The sequence below is a fragment of the Blastococcus sp. SYSU D00695 genome (genome assembly GCF_054050555.1).
The window spans coordinates 22164-39576 of the sequence record NZ_JBJGZP010000012.1 but is presented as its reverse complement, the minus strand read 5'-3'; the positions used below and the strand labels follow the sequence as shown (position 1 = coordinate 39576).

18 protein-coding genes are annotated in these 17413 nt (G+C 75.8%); 5 read left to right on the top strand and 13 right to left on the bottom strand.

Annotated elements, in window-relative coordinates:
- The first annotated feature begins 9 nt into the window (after window positions 1-9).
- Both ACI781_RS10025 and ACI781_RS10020 read left to right on the top strand, forming a co-directional pair.
- A complete protein-coding gene (locus ACI781_RS10025; RefSeq protein ID WP_456565945.1) occupies window positions 10-804 on the top strand; it encodes an ABC transporter permease in 795 nt (264 codons plus the stop codon).
- 135 nt (window positions 805-939) lie between these two features.
- Entirely contained in the window at window positions 940-1641 is a 702-nt protein-coding gene (locus ACI781_RS10020; protein ID WP_456565944.1) for a M50 family metallopeptidase, read from the top strand.
- An 18-nt stretch (window positions 1642-1659) separates the two neighbouring features.
- On the opposite strand, the gene ACI781_RS10015 is transcribed toward ACI781_RS10020, so the two are convergent.
- Together ACI781_RS10015 and ACI781_RS10010 are read right to left on the bottom strand one after the other, a co-directional pair.
- The gene (locus tag ACI781_RS10015; RefSeq protein ID WP_456565943.1) at window positions 1660-4020 is read right to left on the bottom strand and encodes a glycoside hydrolase family 65 protein; all 2361 of its coding nucleotides are present in this window, start codon (window positions 4018-4020) and stop codon (window positions 1660-1662) included.
- Window positions 4017-4763, bottom strand: coding sequence for a beta-phosphoglucomutase family hydrolase (locus ACI781_RS10010; RefSeq protein WP_456565942.1), 747 nt, complete (start codon window positions 4761-4763; stop codon window positions 4017-4019). Before ACI781_RS10010 ends, ACI781_RS10015 begins: the two co-directional genes overlap by 4 nt.
- 147 nt (window positions 4764-4910) lie before the next feature.
- On the opposite strand from ACI781_RS10010, the gene ACI781_RS10005 reads away from it, so the two are divergent.
- A complete protein-coding gene (locus ACI781_RS10005) occupies window positions 4911-5456 on the top strand; it encodes a YbhB/YbcL family Raf kinase inhibitor-like protein (protein ID WP_456565941.1) in 546 nt (181 codons plus the stop codon).
- A gap of 3 nt (window positions 5457-5459) precedes the next feature.
- On the opposite strand, the gene ACI781_RS10000 is transcribed toward ACI781_RS10005, so the two are convergent.
- On the bottom strand, window positions 5460-6254 hold the full coding sequence (locus ACI781_RS10000; protein WP_456565940.1) for a GNAT family N-acetyltransferase: 795 nt from the start codon (window positions 6252-6254) through the stop codon (window positions 5460-5462).
- 114 nt (window positions 6255-6368) lie between these two features.
- Here ACI781_RS10000 and coaA point away from each other — a divergent pair, with 114 nt between their 5' ends.
- Both coaA and ACI781_RS09990 read left to right on the top strand, forming a co-directional pair.
- A complete protein-coding gene (coaA, locus tag ACI781_RS09995) occupies window positions 6369-7328 on the top strand; it encodes a type I pantothenate kinase (RefSeq protein WP_456566030.1) in 960 nt (319 codons plus the stop codon).
- 275 nt (window positions 7329-7603) lie between these two features.
- A complete protein-coding gene (locus ACI781_RS09990) occupies window positions 7604-7804 on the top strand; it encodes a DUF5999 family protein (RefSeq protein ID WP_456565939.1) in 201 nt (66 codons plus the stop codon).
- 171 nt (window positions 7805-7975) lie between these two features.
- Here the strand turns inward: ACI781_RS09990 and gcvP are convergent, their stop codons facing one another.
- From gcvP to ACI781_RS09940, 10 genes are all read right to left on the bottom strand, one after another.
- The gene (gene gcvP, locus ACI781_RS09985; RefSeq protein WP_456565938.1) at window positions 7976-10984 is read right to left on the bottom strand and encodes an aminomethyl-transferring glycine dehydrogenase; all 3009 of its coding nucleotides are present in this window, start codon (window positions 10982-10984) and stop codon (window positions 7976-7978) included.
- A 97-nt stretch (window positions 10985-11081) separates the two neighbouring features.
- Window positions 11082-11654 carry a MerR family transcriptional regulator gene (locus ACI781_RS09980; RefSeq protein ID WP_456565937.1) on the bottom strand — a complete coding sequence of 191 codons (573 nt, stop codon included), beginning with the start codon at window positions 11652-11654 and terminating at the stop codon, window positions 11082-11084.
- Between the two features lie 262 nt (window positions 11655-11916).
- The gene (locus tag ACI781_RS09975; RefSeq protein ID WP_091942755.1) at window positions 11917-12399 is read right to left on the bottom strand and encodes a bifunctional nuclease family protein; all 483 of its coding nucleotides are present in this window, start codon (window positions 12397-12399) and stop codon (window positions 11917-11919) included.
- Window positions 12400-12513: 114 nt separating this feature from the next.
- Entirely contained in the window at window positions 12514-13182 is a 669-nt protein-coding gene (gene ftsR / locus ACI781_RS09970) for a transcriptional regulator FtsR (RefSeq protein WP_456565936.1), read from the bottom strand.
- Between the two features lie 76 nt (window positions 13183-13258).
- On the bottom strand, window positions 13259-13780 hold the full coding sequence (gene odhI, locus ACI781_RS09965; RefSeq protein ID WP_456565935.1) for an oxoglutarate dehydrogenase inhibitor Odhl: 522 nt from the start codon (window positions 13778-13780) through the stop codon (window positions 13259-13261).
- 287 nt (window positions 13781-14067) lie between these two features.
- Window positions 14068-14466: a glycine cleavage system protein GcvH gene (gene gcvH / locus ACI781_RS09960; protein ID WP_456565934.1), complete on the bottom strand. Its 399-nt coding sequence runs from the start codon at window positions 14464-14466 to the stop codon at window positions 14068-14070.
- A gap of 82 nt (window positions 14467-14548) precedes the next feature.
- Window positions 14549-15352, bottom strand: coding sequence for a DUF881 domain-containing protein (locus ACI781_RS09955; protein WP_456565933.1), 804 nt, complete (start codon window positions 15350-15352; stop codon window positions 14549-14551).
- Window positions 15349-15681, bottom strand: a complete 333-nt coding sequence (locus tag ACI781_RS09950; RefSeq protein WP_456565932.1) for a small basic family protein — start codon at window positions 15679-15681, stop codon at window positions 15349-15351. The genes ACI781_RS09955 and ACI781_RS09950 overlap by 4 nt, the downstream gene beginning before the upstream one ends.
- A 3-nt stretch (window positions 15682-15684) precedes the next feature.
- Window positions 15685-16680: a DUF881 domain-containing protein gene (locus ACI781_RS09945; RefSeq protein WP_456565931.1), complete on the bottom strand. Its 996-nt coding sequence runs from the start codon at window positions 16678-16680 to the stop codon at window positions 15685-15687.
- On the bottom strand, window positions 16677-17315 hold the full coding sequence (locus ACI781_RS09940; protein ID WP_456565930.1) for a CDP-alcohol phosphatidyltransferase family protein: 639 nt from the start codon (window positions 17313-17315) through the stop codon (window positions 16677-16679). Before ACI781_RS09940 ends, ACI781_RS09945 begins: the two co-directional genes overlap by 4 nt.
- Between the last annotated feature and the right edge of the window lie 98 nt (window positions 17316-17413).

Sequence of the window (17413 nt, the reverse complement as noted above, 5' to 3'; positions counted from 1 at the left end):
GAGCCCCCGATGTCCGCACCCACCACCCCCGTGCACGACGGCGTCCGCGCCGCCCTCTCCGACGCGGCGACCATGATCGGCCGCAGCGTCCGGCTGAGCCGCCGCGACGTCGACACCATGGTCATGTCGGTCGTCCTGCCGCTGGTGCTCATGGCGCTGTTCGTCTACGTCTTCGGCGGCGCCATCAGCTCCCGCCCCGACTACCTGGACTACGTCGTCCCCGGCATCGTCCTGCTCTGCGCCGGGTACGGCGCCGCGTCGACGGCGATGTCGGTGGCCGCCGACTCCGCCAGCGGGATGGTCGACCGGCTGCGCTCGATGCCGGTCCGCAGCTCCGCCGTCCTCACCGGCCACGTCGTGGCCAGCGTCGCGCGCAACACCGTGTCCACCGCCGTGGTGGTCGCCGCGGCCGTGCCCATGGGGTTCCGCCCGGACGCCGGCCCGCTCGAGTGGCTGCTGACCGCCGGGCTGCTGCTGCTGTACGTCCTGGCGCTCTCCTGGCTGGCCGCCCTCCTCGGCGTGCTGGCCGGGAGCGTGGAGGCGGCCAGCGCGCTGAGCTTCGCGATGCTCTTCCTGCCCTACCTGAGCAGTGCCTTCGTCGACCCGGCCACCCTGCCGGCGGCGCTGCGTCCCGTCGCCGAGAACCAGCCGATCACGCCGGTGGTCGACACCGTGCGGGGGCTGCTCACCGGGACGCCCATCGGCTCGTCCGGAGCGGTGGCCCTCGCCTGGTGCGCCGGGCTCCTCGTCGTCTCGGCCGCGGCGGCGTCGTGGGCGTTCCGCCGCCGGGCCGCGCGCGGGTGACGGCGGTCGTCGCCGGGTTGTCGGTCTTCCCTGCGTTGGCCCGACATTGTTGGGGATAACGGTCGAACGTCCAGGGAGGTCCCAGCCGCGTCTGCCAGGCTGGGGGCTCCCGTCCGCGCCAGGGAGGAGCCGACCGTGGACGCCCTCGGCCGGTTCTGGGCCCGGGTCACCACCCCGGTGGACGCGCTGCCGGTGTCGTGGCTGCTCGCCGCCGCGGCGGCAGCGCTGCTCGTCGTCCTCTCCCCCGCCCTGTGGCGGCCCGCCCGCGGCGTGGTGACCATCGCCCATGAGGGCGCCCACGGCCTGGCCGCCCTCGCGGCCGGTCGGCGGCTGGCCGGCATCCGGCTGCACTCGGACACCTCCGGGCTGACCGTCTCCGCGGGGCGGCCGACCGGGCCCGGGATGGTCGCCACCTGCGCCGCCGGCTACACCGGCCCGGCCCTCTTCGGCCTCGGCGCCGCCGCCCTGCTGGCCGGCGGGCACGCGGTCGGGCTGCTGTGGGCGCTGCTCGCGCTGCTGGTGCTGCTGCTGGTGCAGATCCGCAACTGGTACGGGCTGTGGTCGGTGCTGGTCACCGGCGCCGCGGTGTTCGCCGCGACGTGGTGGCTGCCGCCCGCCGGTCAGGCGGTGTTCGCTGCGGGGCTGACCTGGTTCCTGCTGCTGGCCGCGCCCAAGGCCGTCGTCGAGCTGCAGCGGGCCCGGCGGCGCGGCGCCCGCGACTCCGACGCCGACCAGCTCGCCCGGCTCACCGGGCTGCCGGCGCTGCTGTGGGTGGGCGTGCTGCTCGCCGTGGACCTCGGCTGCCTGGCGCTGGGCGGCTGGTGGCTGCTCGGCTGAGCCGCGCCCGGCCGCGCGCTACCCGCGGGCGCGGCGGCGCGGGGCGGCTCCGTGCGGCTGGCGCACCGGCGAGACCTCCGGGGCGGGCGGGATGTCGAGGGTGACCTCGCCGTCGACCGTCGTCCGCCGCCCGTGGTGGTGGACGTCGAGCGGTTCTCCCTCGACGAGCCGGTAGGTGGCCTGCCGGGTGCCGATCTCCACCTCGAGGACGCGGCTCTGGTAGACGACCCGGAACCGCAGCCGCGTCAGCCGGGGCGGCAGCCGGGGGGCGAACAGCAGCCGCCCGTCGTGGTCGCGCATCCCGCCGAACCCGGCGACGGCGACGGTCCAGCCGCCGGCCATCGAGGCGATGTGCAGGCCGTGCCCGGAGTTGCCGTGCAGGTTCTGCAGGTCGGTGAGGGTGGCCTCGGCCCAGTAGTCGTAGGCGAGCTCCAGGTGGCCGGTCTCGGCGGCGACGACTGCCTGCTGCGCCGCCGACAGCGAGGAGTCGCGCACCGTCCGCGCCTCGTAGTACGCGAAGTCCGCGGCCTTCTCCTCCGGCGTGAAGGCGTCACCGCGCAGGTGCAGCGCCATCACCAGGTCGGCCTGCTTGATCACCTGCTTGCGGTAGATCTCGAAGTACGGGTAGTGCAGCAGCAGCGGGTAGCAGGACGCCGGGGTGCTCTCGAAGTCCCACTCCTCGTGGTGGGTGAAGGCGTCGGACTGCATGTGCACGCCCAGCCGGCTGTCGAACGGCACCCGCATCAGGCGCGCGGCCCGCTCCCAGCAGGCGACCTCCTCGTCGGTGACCTGCAGGCGGCCGGCGACGTCCGGCTGCCGGGCCACCGCCTTGGCCGCCTCGCGCAGGTTCCGCTGCGCCATCAGGTTGGTGTAGACGTTGTTGTCCACGACGGCCGTGTACTCGTCGGGGCCGGTGACCCCGTCGATGCGGAAGCCGTCCTCGCTGTCGAAGTGCCCCAGCGAGGCCCACAGGCGGGCCGTCTCCACCAGCAGCTCGGCGCCGAAGTCCCGGTCGAACTCGTCGTCCCCGGTGGCGTGCCAGTAGCGGACCACGGCGTCGGCGATGTCGGCGTTGATGTGGAAGGCCGCCGTCCCGGCCGGCCAGTAGCCGGAGGTCTCCTCGCCGCGGATGGTGCGCCACGGGAACGCCGCCCCGCGGCGGCCGAGCTCCTGGGCGCGGGCGCGGGCGAGGTCCAGCGTGGAGTGCCGCCAGCGCAGCGCGTCGCGGGCGGCGTGCGGGGCCGTGTAGGTGAGCACCGGCAGCACGTAGGTCTCGGTGTCCCAGAACGTGTGCCCGTCGTAGCCCGGGCCGGTCAGCCCCTTGGCCGGGATGGGCTGGCGCTCGGCACGCAGGCCCGCCTGCAGCACGTGGAAGAGGCCGACGCGGACCGCCTGCTGCAGCTCGTCGTCGCCCTCGAGCTCGACGTCGGCCTGCGCCCAGAACTCCTCCAGGACCGACCGCTGCTCGCTGAGCAGCCGCTGGAAACCGGCCAGCTTCGCCGTCGCCAGCGCGCCCTCGACCTGGTCGCGCAGCGCCGGGGCCGAGCGCCGCGAGGACCAGCCGTAGGCCAGGTACTTGACCAGCTTCAGACCGCGGCCCTGCGGCAGCCGCGCGGCGAGGGTGAAGCGGGCGAGGTCCTCGCCGGTCTCCATGTCCTCGGTGGCGGTGTCGGGGACGTCGACGACGTGGTCCATGCCGGCGGCCAGCCGCAGGCCGCTGCGGGCCGTGCGGTGCACCAGGACGGCGCGCTGCCCCCGGCCGACGGCCAGCTCGCTGACCAGGGGGCGGCGCAGCGCCGCGGCCGCCCGCGGGTCGTCGGCCTCCATCCCGCTGTCGACGGGCTCGTTGGCCAGCAGGTCCGACTGCAGCGCGACGTAGAGGTCGCCCCGGCCGTCGTTGCACTCGACGGAGTACTCGATCGCCGCGATCGAGCGGCGGCTCAGCGACACCAGCCGGGTGCTGGTCACCGTGACCGTGCGGCCGGCCGGCGAGCGCCACTCCGTGCTGCGGCGCAGCACGCCGCGGCGCAGGTCCAGGGTGCGGCGGTGCTCGACGACCTGCCCGTAGTCCAGGTCGAGCGGGGTGTCCCCGACCAGCAGCCGGATGAGCTTGCCGTCGGTGACGTTGACGACCGTCTGCCCCTGCTCCGGGAACCCGTAGCCGGCCTCGGCGTACGGCAGCGGCCGCTCCTCGAAGAAGCCGTTCAGATAGGTGCCCGGGACGACGACCGGCTCGCCCTCCTCGAACGAGCCACGCATCCCGATGTGCCCGTTGGCCAGGGCGAACACCGACTCGTGGGTGCCCAGCGAGGCGTGGTCCAGGCCGATCTCGGTCAGCGCCCACGGCTCGACCGGGAAGGTCGCGCGTCCCTCGGTCACGCCCGCTCCTCCCCCGCCTGCGCGCCGAGCAGGTCGGCGAGGTCGTCGACGACGACGTCGGCGCCGTGCTCGCGCAGCGCGTCGGCCTGGCCGACCCGGTCCACCCCGACGACGTACCCGAACCCACCCGCCCGGCCCGCGGCGACGCCGGCCAGCGCGTCCTCGAAGACGACGGCCTGCGCGGGCTCCACCCCCAGCGCCCGCGCGCCCGCCAGGAAGGTGTCCGGCGCCGGCTTGCCGCGCAGGCCCTCGCGCGCGGCGACGACGCCGTCGACCCGCGCGTCGACCAGGTGCCCGAACCCGCCGGCGCCGACGACCTGCTCGCCGTTGGCCGACGCCGTCACCACCGCGGTCGCCAACCCGGCGGCGCGGGCGGCCTCGAGGAAGCGCATCGACCCGGGGTACACCTCGACCCCGTGCTCGTCGAGCTCGCGCAGCAGCAGCACGTTCTTGCGGGCGCCGACCCCGTGCACCGTCGGGGTGTCGGGGCCGTCGTCGGGCGAGCCCTCGGGCAGCGTCACGCCGCGGCTGGCGAGGAAGTCACGGACGCCGTCGGCGCGGGGCTTGCCGTCGACGAAGCGGTTGTAGTCGTCCTGGCTGAACTCGACCGCCTGCGGGTCGCGGCCGCGCAGGAACTCGTCGAACGTGCGCTTCCACGCGGCCATGTGCACCGTGGCGGTCCTGGTCAGGACGCCGTCCATGTCGAAGAGGCAGGCCCTGATGCCGTCCGGGAGTCCGAGCACGCTGCGACGCTACCGGCGCCCCCTGCCGGTCAGCGCGCCGAGCCGCACGACCGGGGGACGAGGGGCGCGCCCGCCCGGGTCTCCCTAGGGTCGGGCGGGACAGGGTCGGGCGGGACGCCCCACCCCACCTGCGAGGAGAGGACCGCCATGGCCGAACGCCCGGTGCCGCCCAGCCCCTACGACTTCCTGCCGCCCGTCCCGTCGTTCGAGGTGACGAGCACCGAGCTGCGCGACGGCGGGGCCATGCCCCTGCCGCAGGTCAGCGGCGTCATGGGCGCCGGCGGCGAGGACCGCTCCCCCCAGCTGTCGTGGTCGGGCGCCCCCGAGGGGACCCGCGGCTACGCCGTCACCGTCTACGACCCGGACGCGCCCACCGCGAGCGGCTTCTGGCACTGGCTGGTCACCGCGATCCCCGCCTCGGTGACGTCGCTGCCGTCGGGCGCGGGCAGCCGGGACGGCTCGGGCCTGCCCGAGGGCGCCGTCCAGCTGCGCAACGACGCGGGGTTCGCCGGGTACGTCGGCGCCGCTCCCCCGGCCGGGCACGGGCCGCACCGCTACCTCGTCGTGGTGCACGCCCTCGACACCGAGGACATGGGGGTGCCCGCCGACGCCTCCCCGGCCTTCCACGGGTTCAACCTCTTCGGTCACACGCTGGCCCGGGCCACCCTGGTGGTCACCCACGAGCAGCGGTAGCCCTCAGGGGAGGTCGGCCACGCCCGTCGTGCCGACCCAGGCGAAGCCGACGCGCTCGTAGACCCGGGCGACGTCGTCGTCGCCGGCGGTGAGGAACACCAGGTCCGCGGTCTCGCGGGCGTGCGCGGCCAGCGCCGAGGCCAGGCCCGCCCCGAGACCGCGCCCCCGCAGCCGGGGCAGGGTGGCCACGCCGGTGACCTCGCTGAGCTCGCGGCCGTCGACCTGCAGCGGCTGGTGCGAGCCGACCGCGACCGGCTCGCCGTCCTCCACCGCCACCATCATCACCGTCCGCCCGGTGGCGATCCGCTCGCGCAGGACCTCGGTGCGCGGGCCCGCCTCGACCTCCTCCTCCACCGAGCCGGCGCCGCCGTCGGCGCCCCGGGGGGTGGCGAAGGCCAGCTCGACCAGGCGCTGGTACCGCGGCAGCTGGGGGTCCTCGGCCCCCACGAGGTACAGCCGCACCCCGTGCGGCAGGAGGAGCTCCAGCGGGGTGTCGAGGACCAGCAGCGGCAGGTGGTCCACCCGCAGCCCGGCGCCACGGGCGGCGGCGGAGGTCCCGGTGGAGCGCTCCCAGATCCACTCCAGGGCGACGGGCAGCCCCGCGGCCTGCTGCAGTGCGACGGCCCCGCGCACGTCCTCCACGGTGACGGCCGCACCCGGGCGCGGCCGGGCCGGGTGGGGCCACGTCGGCGTCACGACGGGGACGTCGAGGCCGCCCACGGTCTCGATCCGCCCGTCCGGCAGCGGGGCGGCGGCGTGGTACCGCTCGATGCAGTCGAGCAGCCCGGAGTTCGACACGCGCCGACAGTAGACGCCGGGGTCCCCGCGGGCCCCCGGCCCGGCCCGCCGGGCGGTGGCCGCACCCCCGGTCGGGTGACCCGGCGCGCGGGCCGCGCCGGGGCGGACGGCACCATGTGCGGCGTGACGGCAGCAACGCGGGCGATCTCGCCCTACGCGGCGTTCGACCGCGACTCCTGGCGGGCGCTGGCCGCCGGGTCGGCGCTCCCCCTCGACGAGGGCGAGCTGGCGGCCCTCAAGAGCCTCGGCGACCGGATCGACCTCGACGAGGTCGCCACCGTCTACCTGCCCCTGGCCGGGCTGCTGCGGTTGCACGTCGAGGCCGGCCGCCGCCTGTGGGCCGCACAGAACCGCTTCCTCGGCGACACCAGCGCGAAGGTCCCCTACGTCGTGGCCGTGGCCGGCAGCGTCGCCGTCGGCAAGAGCACGACCGCCCGACTGCTGCAGACGCTGCTCGCGGCGGGACCGGACTCCCCGCGCGTGGACCTCGTGACCACCGACGGCTTCCTGCTGTCCAACGCCGACCTGGAGGCGCGCGGGCTGCTCGGGCGCAAGGGCTTCCCGGAGAGCTACGACCGGCGGGCGCTCCTGCGCTTCCTCGCCGACGTCAAGAGCGGCCGCGGGCGGGTGAGCGCGCCGCTGTACTCCCACCAGTCCTACGACGTCGTGCCGGGCGCCACCCAGGAGGTCGACCGGCCGGACATCCTCGTGCTCGAGGGGTTGAACGTGCTGCAGGCCGGCCGGCGGACCGACGGCCGGGCCCCGGAGGTGTTCCTCTCGGACTTCTTCGACTTCTCCGTCTACGTCGACGCCGCCGAGGCCGACATCCAGCAGTGGTACGTCGAGCGCTTCCTGGCGCTGCGGCGGACGGCGTTCGCCGACACCGGCGCCTACTTCCACCGTTTCGCCGACCTCAGCGACGAGCAGGCGCGGCAGACGGCGCTGGAGATCTGGCGGTCGGTCAACCTGCCGAACCTGCGGGAGAACATCGTCCCGACGCGGTCCCGGGCGCGGGCCGTGCTGCAGAAGGCCGCCGACCACTCGGTGCGGCGGGTCCTGCTGCGCAAGATCTGACCGCGGTCGGCGCTCCTCCCCCTCGGCGCGCGCCCGGCGGCCTCCGGCCGCGACATTGTTGGGGATAACGGTCGACAGTTCGGCCGGTCGGCGCATGGTCCGCCGACGGGGGCGTGGCGCGCCATGTCAGGTCTCGACGACCCGGAGGGGTGACTCCGTCGGTCGGACACCTGACAGCCGGACGTGACCCGGCGCACACTCGACGTTGTCCGGTCACCGACCGGACACGAAACGTCACCACTGGCCTTCCGCGGCCGCCGATCGGGAGTGCTCCGATGTGCCACCACGTATCCCCCTGCCCCGACGCCACCAGCGACGCCCGTGACCTCGCCGCGGTGGTGAGCAGCCACCCCGAGCAGGGGTGGAGTCTGCTGTGCAACGGCGTCGTCCTGTTCGACGACGACGGGGAGCTGCTCCCCGACGGCCGCGCCGTCGCCCACCACCGCGACTTCGTGCCGGTCCTCGCCACCGCCTGAGCCACCGACGGGTCACCACCCGGTCCGGCAGCGAGGCGCGGCCGGAGGGCACGTCACACGGCGGTGCCGTGCGGTGGTCGCGGGTCCCGGCGCCGGAGCGCGCCGTCCCCCCACGTTCCCGCGACGCCGGGCCCGAGTCCCGTCCCCGCCGGGCGGCGGGGACGGGGAGGCTCACCCGCGACCGGCGCCGACGACGTCCGCGGTGGTGCCCAGGTCGTCGGGCGCGCCCTCGGCGCGTGCCGGCACGCGGCCGTCCGGGTCCTGCGCGCCGTCGGCGTCGGCGAAGGCCTCCGGCGGCGGGCAGGAGCAGACCAGGTTGCGGTCGCCGTGGGCCTGGTCGATCCGGCGCACCGGGCTGAGGTAGCCGCGCCCGGCGAGCCCCGGCACCGGGTACACCGCCGCCGCCCGCGGGTAGGGCCGGTCCCACTCCCCCGCCAGCATCGCCAGCGTGTGCGGCGCGTTGCGCAGCGGGTTGTCCGCGCGGTCGTACTCGCCGGTGGCGACCTTCTCGATCTCCGCGCGGATGGCGACCATCGCGTCGACGAACCGGTCGAGCTCGGCCTTGTCCTCGCTCTCGGTCGGCTCGACCATGAGCGTCCCGGCGACGGGGAAGCTCATCGTCGGGGCGTGGAACCCGAAGTCGACCAGCCGCTTGGCGATGTCGTCGTTGGTGATCCCGGTGGCCTTGGTGAGCGGCCGGATGTCGAGGATGCACTCGTGGGCGACGAGCCCGTCGCGGCCGGTGTAGAGCACCGGGAAGTGCTCGCGCAGCCGGGCGGCGAGGTAGTTGGCGCCGAGGATGGCGTGCTCGGTCGCCCGCTGCAGGCCGTCGGGGCCCATCAGCCGCAGGTAGGCCCACGAGATCGGCAGGATGCCCGCCGACCCCCACGGCGCCGCCGACACCGCCGGGCCCCGCCCGCCGGTGTCGACCAGCGGGTGCCCGGGCAGGAACGGCACCAGGTGCTCGGCCACGCCGATCGGGCCGACGCCGGGCCCGCCGCCGCCGTGCGGGATGCAGAACGTCTTGTGCAGGTTCAGGTGGCTGACGTCGGAGCCGAAGCGGCCGGGCCGGGCGAGGCCGACCATCGCGTTGAGGTTCGCACCGTCGACGTAGACCTGGCCGCCCGCGTCGTGCACCGCGGCGCAGATGTCGCGCACCTCGGTCTCGAACACCCCGTGCGTCGACGGATAGGTGATCATGATCGCGGCCAGCCGCTCGGCGTGCTGGTCCACCTTGGCGCGCAGGTCCGCGAGGTCGACGTTGCCGGCCTCGTCGCAGGCCACGACGACCACGCGCATGCCGGCCATGACCGCGCTCGCGGCGTTGGTGCCGTGCGCGGAGCTGGGGATGAGGCAGACGTCGCGGTGCTGCTCCCCCCGCGAGCGGTGGTACTCGCGGATCGCCAGGAGCCCGGCGAACTCGCCCTGCGAGCCGGCGTTGGGCTGCACGCTGACCGCGGCGTACCCGGTGATCTCGGCCAGGCCGGTGCACAGCTCGTCGATCAGCTGCCGGTAGCCGCGGGTCTGCTCGGCCGGCGCGAAGGGGTGGATGCCGGCGAACCCGGGCCAGGTGATCGCGGCCATCTCGACGGCCGAGTTGAGCTTCATGGTGCACGAGCCCAGCGGGATCATCGTGCGGTCCAGCGCGAGGTCCTTGTCGCTGAGCGAGCGCAGGTACCGCAGCAGGGCGGTCTCGGAGCGGTGCGCGGAGAAGACCGGGTGGGTGAGGAACGGGGTCCGGCGGCGCAGCGGCTCCGGCAGCGCGTCCGGCCCGTCGTCGTCCAGGAACGCCGCCTCGTCGGCCGGCACCCCGAACGCCTCGGCCACCAGCGCCAGCACCGCCGGCGTGGTGGTCTCGTCGCAGGCGACGGCCACGGTGTCGGGGTCCACCAGGCGCAGGTTGACCCGCCGCTGCGCGGCGGCGCGCACCACCTCGCCGGCCCGGCCGGGGACGGCGACGGTGACGGTGTCGAAGAACTGCTCGTGCACGACGCGCAGGCCGCCGGCGCGCAGCCGGCCGGCGAGCGCGACCGCGCTGCGGTGCACCCGGGCCGCGATCGCGGTCAGCCCCTCGGGGCCGTGGTAGACGGCGTACGCGCCGGCCATCACGGCGAGCAGCACCTGCGCGGTGCAGATGTTGCTGGTCGCCTTCTCGCGGCGGATGTGCTGCTCGCGGGTCTGCAGCGCCAGCCGGTAGGCGACGTCCCCGTCGGCGTCCACCGAGACCCCGACCAGCCGGCCGGGCAGCTGGCGGGCCAGGCCCTCGCGCACGGACAGGTAGCCGGCGTGCGGGCCGCCGAAGCCCATCGGGACACCGAAGCGCTGGCTGCTGCCGCAGGCGACGTCGGCGCCCCACTCCCCCGGCGCCTCCAGCAGCGTCAGCGCCAGCAGGTCGGCGGCGACGACGACGGCGGCGCCGGCCTCGTGCGCGGCCGCGGCGAGCGCGCGGTGGTCGCGGACCGCGCCGCCGGCGCCGGGCAGGGACAGCAGGACGCCGAACGCCCCCGCCTCCGGCAGGTCGGTCGGCCAGCCGGCCGACAGGTCGGCGACGTGCAGCCGGATGCCCAGCGGCTCGGCCCGGGTCCGCAGCACGGCGAGGGTCTGGGGCAGCGTGTCGGCGTCGACCACGAACACGGTGTCCGGCCTCGCGCGGCCGGCGCGCCGGACCAGCGTCATCGCCTCGGCGGCGGCCGTGGCCTCGTCGAGCATCGAGGCGCCGGCCACCGGCAGGCCGGTGAGGTCGGCGACCATCGTCTGGAAGTTCAGCAGCGCCTCGAGCCGGCCCTGGCTGATCTCGGGCTGGTAGGGGGTGTAGGCGGTGTACCAGGCCGGGTTCTCCAGGATGACGCGCTGGATGACCGCGGGGGTCACCGTGCCGGAGTAGCCCAGGCCGATCATCGAGGTGACGACCTCGTTGGCGGCGGCCCGCTCGCGCAGCGCGGCCAGCACGGCGCTCTCGTCCTCGGCGGCCGGGAGGTCCAGGGGGCGCCGGTCGCGCACCGACTCGGGCACGGTCGCGTCGACCAGGGACCGCAGCGAGTCGTGGCCCACCGCGGCCAGCATCTGCGCGGTCTCGGCCGGGCGGGGCCCGATGTGCCGGGCCGCGAAGGAGCCTGCCGGGCTCAGGGAACGCAGCGACGGGAGGGGGCTCGGGAGGGGGCTTCGGGCAGCGTCCGCCATTGCCACGACGCTACCAGCGCGCGACGGCGTCCTCCCCCACCGTGCGCGGGCACGACGGGCGCCCGGGGGCGGGGGTCGGCCGGGGGTCGGTCCCGGGTCAGCCGGCGGCGCGGCGACGGCGGCGGGCGGCCAGCTCGTCGTCGGCGGCGTGCACCGGGGCGCCGTCGAGGCGCTCGGCCGGGAGCTCGGCGAGCTCGCCGGACAGCTCGCGCAGCGCGCCGGACACCGCGATGCCGAACACGCCCTGCCCGCCGGCGAGCAGGTCGACGACCTCCTCGGCGGAGGTGCACTCGTACACGGTGGCGCCGTCGGAGAAGAGCGTGACGTTGGCCAGGTCCTTGATCCCGCGGTTGCGCAGGTGGTCCACGGCCTTGCGGATGTTCTGCAGGGAGACGCCGGTGTCCAGCAGCCGCTTGACGACCTTGAGCACCAGGATGTCGCGGAAGGAGTACAGCCGCTGCGTGCCCGAGCCGGTGGCGCTGCGCACCGAGGGGGCGACCAGGCCGGTACGGGCCCAGTAGTCGAGCTGGCGGTAGGTGATGCCGGCGGCGGCGCACGCGGTCGGGCCGCGGTAGCCGACGAGGTCGGTGTCCACCTCGTCGTACGAGGGCGCACCGACGGCGGCGTCACTGAAGAGCTGACCCTGGGAGCCGTTGCTCTGGTCGCTCACGTCGGCGTCCCTCCTCCGTGTCCCGCCCCCGGTCGGGGCGCGACCCCGGTGCCCCACCCCTGGCCCGCGGGTGTTCCACCGGTGTTGTTCCAGCAACGTAAGCCGGGCCCAGGGGTCGGTCAACTGAGCGCGGCGGCGTGTCGCCGGGGCGTGACCCGAACGGAGGGTATCGGCGCGCGGGCCGCGGGACTCAAGCCGTCGCGGGACGGATGTGACGGACGGGACGGCGGTGACCGGTGGGGTCCCACCGGCCCCGGGCGGCTCAGCCGCCCGAGCCGGAGCCCGCGCCGAAGTCCTCCGGCGAGATCTGGTCGAGGAACTCGCGGAACTTCTCCACCTCGTCCTCCTGCTCGTCGGGGATCTCGATCCCGACCTCGTCGAGCAGCGACTCCGCGCCGAAGATCGGTGCGCCGGTGCGGACGGCCAGGGCCACCGCGTCGGACGGGCGGGCGCTCACCACGCGGTCCTCCCCGAGGACCAGCTCGGCGATGTAGATGCCGTCGCGCATCTCGGTGATGTTGACCGCCTCCAGGGTCGCCCCCAGGGCCCGCACCACGTCCCGCAGCAGGTCGTGGGTCATCGGCCGGGCGGGCCGCACGCCCTGCTGCTCGAAGGCGATCGCGGCGGCCTCGACCGCCCCGATCCAGATGGGGAGGTACCGCTCCCCCTGCGTCTCCTTCAGCAGCAGGATCGGCTGGTTGCCGGGCAGCTCGACCCGGACCCCGACGACACGCAGTTCCTGCACGGAGGCTCCTCAGGGTGCGGCGGTGCGGCTGGACGGCGGCCCCGGGGACGACGCTCGGTCGGCGTGACCCGGCCGCGCCCCGGGGATCCCGGTGGCGTCCACGTTACGCCCGCCCTAGGAGCGCAGGAGGTCCCGGAGTCGCGCCTCCAGCAGCGCGGTGTGCAGCTGCGCGGACAGGCCCGCGAGCTCCCGCAGCTTCTCCGTGGCCCGGGCCCGCGCGTCCTCGGACCGGGCCCGCAGCACCGGCGTGACCAGCTGTTCGACCAGGTCCGCCTCGCGCTCCGCGCCGGTGCGGTAGACCCGCAGGTGGCGGGGTTCCAGGCCGTGCCGGGCCAGCGCCGCGGCCGCCCGCGCCACCGGCAGGTCGGCGGCGGGGTGCCGGCCGTCGGCGTCGGTGGTCAGCAGGCCGAACTGCACGCAGTCGGCGAGCTGGTCCAGCTCCATCCCGGCGGCCTCCGCGAAGACCGCCGCCGGCAGCGCCCCGTCGCCCTGGGCGGCGTCGGCCGCGGCGCGGGCCGCCTCGGCCGCCTCCGCGGCCGGGCCGCCGGCCCCCGGCAGGGGCAGGCCGCGGTCGAGCGCCTCCAGGTGCTCCTTGATGACCCGCAGCGGCAGGTAGTGGTCGCGCTGCGCGGCCAGCACGTACCGCAGCCGCGCGACGTCGGCCGGGGAGAACTTGCGGTACCCCGACGGCGTCCGCTCCGGGTGCACCAGGTCCTCGGACTCGAGGTAACGGATCTTGCTGATCGTCACGTCGGGGAAGTCGTCGCGGAGGACGCTCAGCACCTCCCCGATGGTGAACCGGGGGGTGTGCTCGTCGGCGCCGTCCCCGGACGCGCGTGCTCGCGCTCCGGGCACCGGCTCAGCGGGCGGCGGGCTCGCCGGTCCGCGGGCCCGTGAGGTAGACCAGCCGGAACTTGCCGATCTGCACCTCGTCGCCGCCGGCCAGGGTGGCGACGTCGACCGGCTCGCGGTTGACGTAGGTGCCGTTGAGGCTGCCGACGTCGTGCACGGAGAAGCCGCCGCCCTCGCGGTGGAACTCGACGTGCCGGCGGCTGACGGTGACGTCGTCGAGGAAGATGTCGCTGTCGGGGTGGCGCCCGGCCGTCGTCACGTCCTGGTCGAGCAGGAAGCGGCTGCCGGCGTTGGGGCCACGCTTGACGACCAGCAGGGCCGACCCCGCGGGCAGCGACTCCACCGCACCGGCGTGCGCGTCGGCCGCGGTCTCGGCGGCGACCTCCGCGACCTCGCCGGAGTCCTCCCCGCCCACCTTGGGGATCACGCTGGTCGACTCGCCGATGCGCTCGGGCGCGAGGGCCGAGCCGCACTGCGCGCAGAAGCGACTGCCCTCGGGGTTGTTGTGTCCACAACGAGTGCAGTGCACGTCTGTCTCCTCCGGTGCAGGGGGCACCGCCGCGGTCCTGGGGAGTTGGCCGCGGGCGGCCGGCGGACGACGGTCCGGTCGGTGCCGTCGTGGGTCGGCCGCCGTGCGGGGCACGGCGGGCCGTTGGTCATGGAACCAGCGGTGGACCCGAGGGTCAACCGGAGGTCCAGGGTCGCGATCCGCGCCCCGGGAGGCCCGGGGCACCGGTCGTGCGGACGAGCATAGTGAGCGGCGGCAGGGACCCGCGCAGGCGAGGTGCGGGCCGTCCCCGGCGCGCCGCCGGCGGGTCAGCCCGCGTCGACCAGCGCCTGGTACGCGGGGGCGTCGAGCAGGGCCCCGGTGGGGTCGCCGGCGTCCCGGGGACGCAGCTCGACCAGCCAGCCCTCGCCGTAGGGGTCGGCGTTGACGGTCTCGGGCGTGGCGTCCAGCGCGCCGTTCACGGCGACGACGACGCCGGCCACCGGCGCGTACACGTCGGAGACGGACTTGGTGGACTCCACCTCGCCCATGGGGTCGCCGGCGGCCAGCTCGGTGCCGACCTCGGGGAGCTGGACGAACACGATGTCCCCGAGCGCGTCCTGGGCGTGGTCGGTGATGCCCACGCGGACGACGGCGCCGTCCTCGCCGTCCCGCACGAGCGTCCACTCGTGCTGGTCGGTGTAGCGGCGGTCGTCGGGCACGCTCATGCGGCAGGGCTCCCCAGGGGTGCGGCCCCCTCCGCCGGCCCGCGCCGCGCGGGGCGCGGCGGCGGGAGGAGGGGGTGGTCCGTCAGTCGTCGGGTTCAGCGTATTGAGGCGTCTCCAGCGGCCGCAACGCGTCCACCAGGACCCGGTCGGACTGGGCGATGACGACGCTGCCGCCGCGCCGGTTGACCGTGTCGACGACGCCGCCGGGGATGTTCATCGCCGTCTCCAGGTCCTGCGGGGAGCCGATGACCACGATCTCGTACGGGGTGCTGATCGGCTCCCCGTCGACCCGCAGGTCGCCCGGGTCCCCGGTGACGGCGGAGCTGGCGCCGATGCGGACGCCGTCCACCTGCATGGTCTCGGCGCCGGCGCCCCGCAGCTCCTGGATCGCGCCCAGCAGGTCGGCCACGCGGACCTCGCCGTCGGGGTCGCGGATGGTCATTCGCAGCCCGGCCCCCTCGGCGGCGACGGTGCCGTTGAGGATCGCCAGGGCGTCGGCGCGCTGCTGGGCCTCCTCGAGGGCCGCGGCCGCCTGGCTGTCGGAGTCGTTGAGCTCGCGCAGGGCACCGCGCTGGTCGGCCAGCTGGCCGCGCAGCCGCTGCTCCTCGGCCTCGAGCTCGTCGAGGATGCGGACGAGGTCCTCCTCGCGCGCCCCGGCCAGCGCCTGGTCCTCGTCGTTGGCCCGCACCTGCACGGCGAAGGCGAAGCCGAGCAGCAGCGTGAGGACGCCGATGAGCGCGGCGGCCATCGGGTCGCGGCGGCGCCGGGGGCGGGGCGCCGGCGCGCCCTCCCCCGCGGCCGCGTTGGCGGCGACCGGCGCGTCCCCGGCGGGCGCGGTCCCGCCCGGCTCCTCGGGCACCGCCTCGGGGCGCGGGTCGTCGCTCATGCCCGGAACACGTGCCGGCGGATGGCCGCGGCGTTGCCGAAGATCCGGATGCCGAGGACGACGACGACCGCGGTGGACAGCTGCGCCCCGACGCCGAGCTGGTCGCCGAGGAAGACGATCAGGGCCGCGACGACGACGTTGGAGACGAAGGAGACGACGAACACCTTCGCGTCGAACACGCCGTCGAGGCGGGCCCGGACGCCGCCGAAGACCGCGTCGAGCGCGGCGACGACGGCGATCGGCAGGTAGGGCTGCAGCCACAACGGGACGGTCGGGTCGAGCACGAGGCCGAGGACGACGCCGACGGCGAGCCCGAGGACGGGGACCACGGGTCAGCCTCCGGGGGTCGGGGCGGGGGTGCCGCCGGGGTCGGTGGCACCGGGGACGGACGACGGGGCCGTCCCGCCGGGGGGCGGCGCGCCGCCGGGGTCGCCGCCGGCGGGTACGGGGGTGGCCCAGCGGAGGCCCGGCGTGCGCCCGACGGGCAGGGTCAACTGGTCCCGCTCGGCGAAGTCGAACCGCAGCCCGAACGACGCCGAGGTGCTCGCCAGCGCGATCACCTCGGGCACGGTGAGGAAGCGCGAGCGCAGCGTCTCCGGGCCGATCGCGCTGATCTCGTAGGGGTTGGTCACCGGGCGGAAGTCGACCAGCACGGCCTCGCCGGCGAAGCGGATCGCCGTCGTGGGGGCCAGCCGCTGGCCGTTGACGCTGACCGCCTCCGCGCCGGCGGCCCACAGCGCGTTGACCACGACCTGGATGTCGTCGTCGCGGATGCGCCCCCGCGGGTCGGCCTCGGCGTCACCGCCGACCGGGTCGTCCTCGGCGTCGGGCTCGGCGTCGGCGAGGGTGACCAGCAGCCCGGGCCCGGTGACGGGCACGGTGCCGGCCATCCGCTCGGCCGCGTCGAGGTCGTCGAGCACCTGCTGGCCCTCGTCGGAGGCGGCCAGGGCGTCCTCGCGGGCGGTCGCGACGTCGGCGCGGGCCTGCTCCAGGTCCGTCACCAGGCCGTCGGTCACCTGCTGGGCGTCGTCGATGTCGGCGATCAGCGCGTTCCGGATCTCCTGGCGGCCCTCGGCCCCGGCGGCCGTCTGGTGGTAGGTGACCGCCGCCAGCACCCCGGCGGCGACCATCACCAGCGCGACGGCCAGCCGGCCCCGGGCGCGGCGCGCCGGTCCGGGGTCGGGACGGCCCTCCCGGGCGCGCGCGGCCTGCGGGTAGGCGGGGTCGAGGGTCTCGGCCAGCACCTGGTCGAGCAGGGAGGCGCCCGCCGAGCGCAGCCCGCCCCCGCGCGCGGGCGCCGCCGTGCCTCCCCCGGGGGGCGCGGTCACGCCGCCCGCCGCTCGGCGGCGACCAGGCCGAGGACCTGCACGACGTAGAACAGCCCGGCGAGGACGTAGAGGGCGCCACCCCAGATGGTCAGCGCCCAGGCGACCGGCTGGCACACCGCGGCGAGGGTGCCCTCCCCGTCGGCCAGCAGCAGCAGCGGGAAGGCGTAGAGCAGGATGAAGGTCGCGGCCTTGCCCAGGTAGTGCACCTGCAGCGGCGGGTAGCCGTACCGGCGCAGCACCAGCAGCATCACGCCGAGCACGACCTCCCGGCCGACCAGCACGGCGACCACCCACAGCGGCACGACGTCGCGCAGGACGAACGCGACGAGCGTGGCGACGATGTAGAGCCGGTCGGCGGCGGGGTCCAGCAGGGCCCCGAGCCGGCTGTACTGGCCCAGCTCCCGGGCGAGCGCGCCGTCGGCCCAGTCGGTGACGCCGGAGAGCATGAGCACGACGACGGCCCAGCCGTCGGCCTGCGGGCCGAGCAGCAGCCAGAGGAACAGCGGCACGCCGAGCAGCCGCAGCACCGACAGGGCGTTGGGCAGGGTCCAGACCCGCTCGGGCAGCTCGTTGCGGTCGGTCACCCGGTCGGGCACCGCGACCCCGGGGCCGGCCGGCGGCACGGGCCGGGACACGGGCACGGGCGACCCGCTCGACGACGTCACCGATCCCCCCACCCGACCGCGCACCCTCCGGACACCGGGCCCGGAACTCCGTACCCCGAGGCTAGTGT

Bases quoted from the DNA above. Each gene is read 5' to 3' on its own strand.
- ACI781_RS09955 (WP_456565933.1), bottom strand. From the start codon at position 15,352: ATGAGCGACGACCCGCGCCCCGAGGCGGTGCCCGAGGAGCCGGGCGGG.
- coaA (WP_456566030.1), top strand. From the start codon at position 6,369: ATGTGCGGCGTGACGGCAGCAACGCGGGCGATCTCGCCCTACGCGGCG.
- ACI781_RS10025 (WP_456565945.1), top strand. From the start codon at position 10: ATGTCCGCACCCACCACCCCCGTGCACGACGGCGTCCGCGCCGCCCTC.
- ACI781_RS10005 (WP_456565941.1), top strand. From the start codon at position 4,911: ATGGCCGAACGCCCGGTGCCGCCCAGCCCCTACGACTTCCTGCCGCCC.
- gcvH (WP_456565934.1), bottom strand. From the start codon at position 14,466: ATGAGCGTGCCCGACGACCGCCGCTACACCGACCAGCACGAGTGGACG.
- ACI781_RS09990 (WP_456565939.1), top strand. From the start codon at position 7,604: ATGTGCCACCACGTATCCCCCTGCCCCGACGCCACCAGCGACGCCCGT.
- gcvP (WP_456565938.1), bottom strand. From the start codon at position 10,984: ATGGCGGACGCTGCCCGAAGCCCCCTCCCGAGCCCCCTCCCGTCGCTG.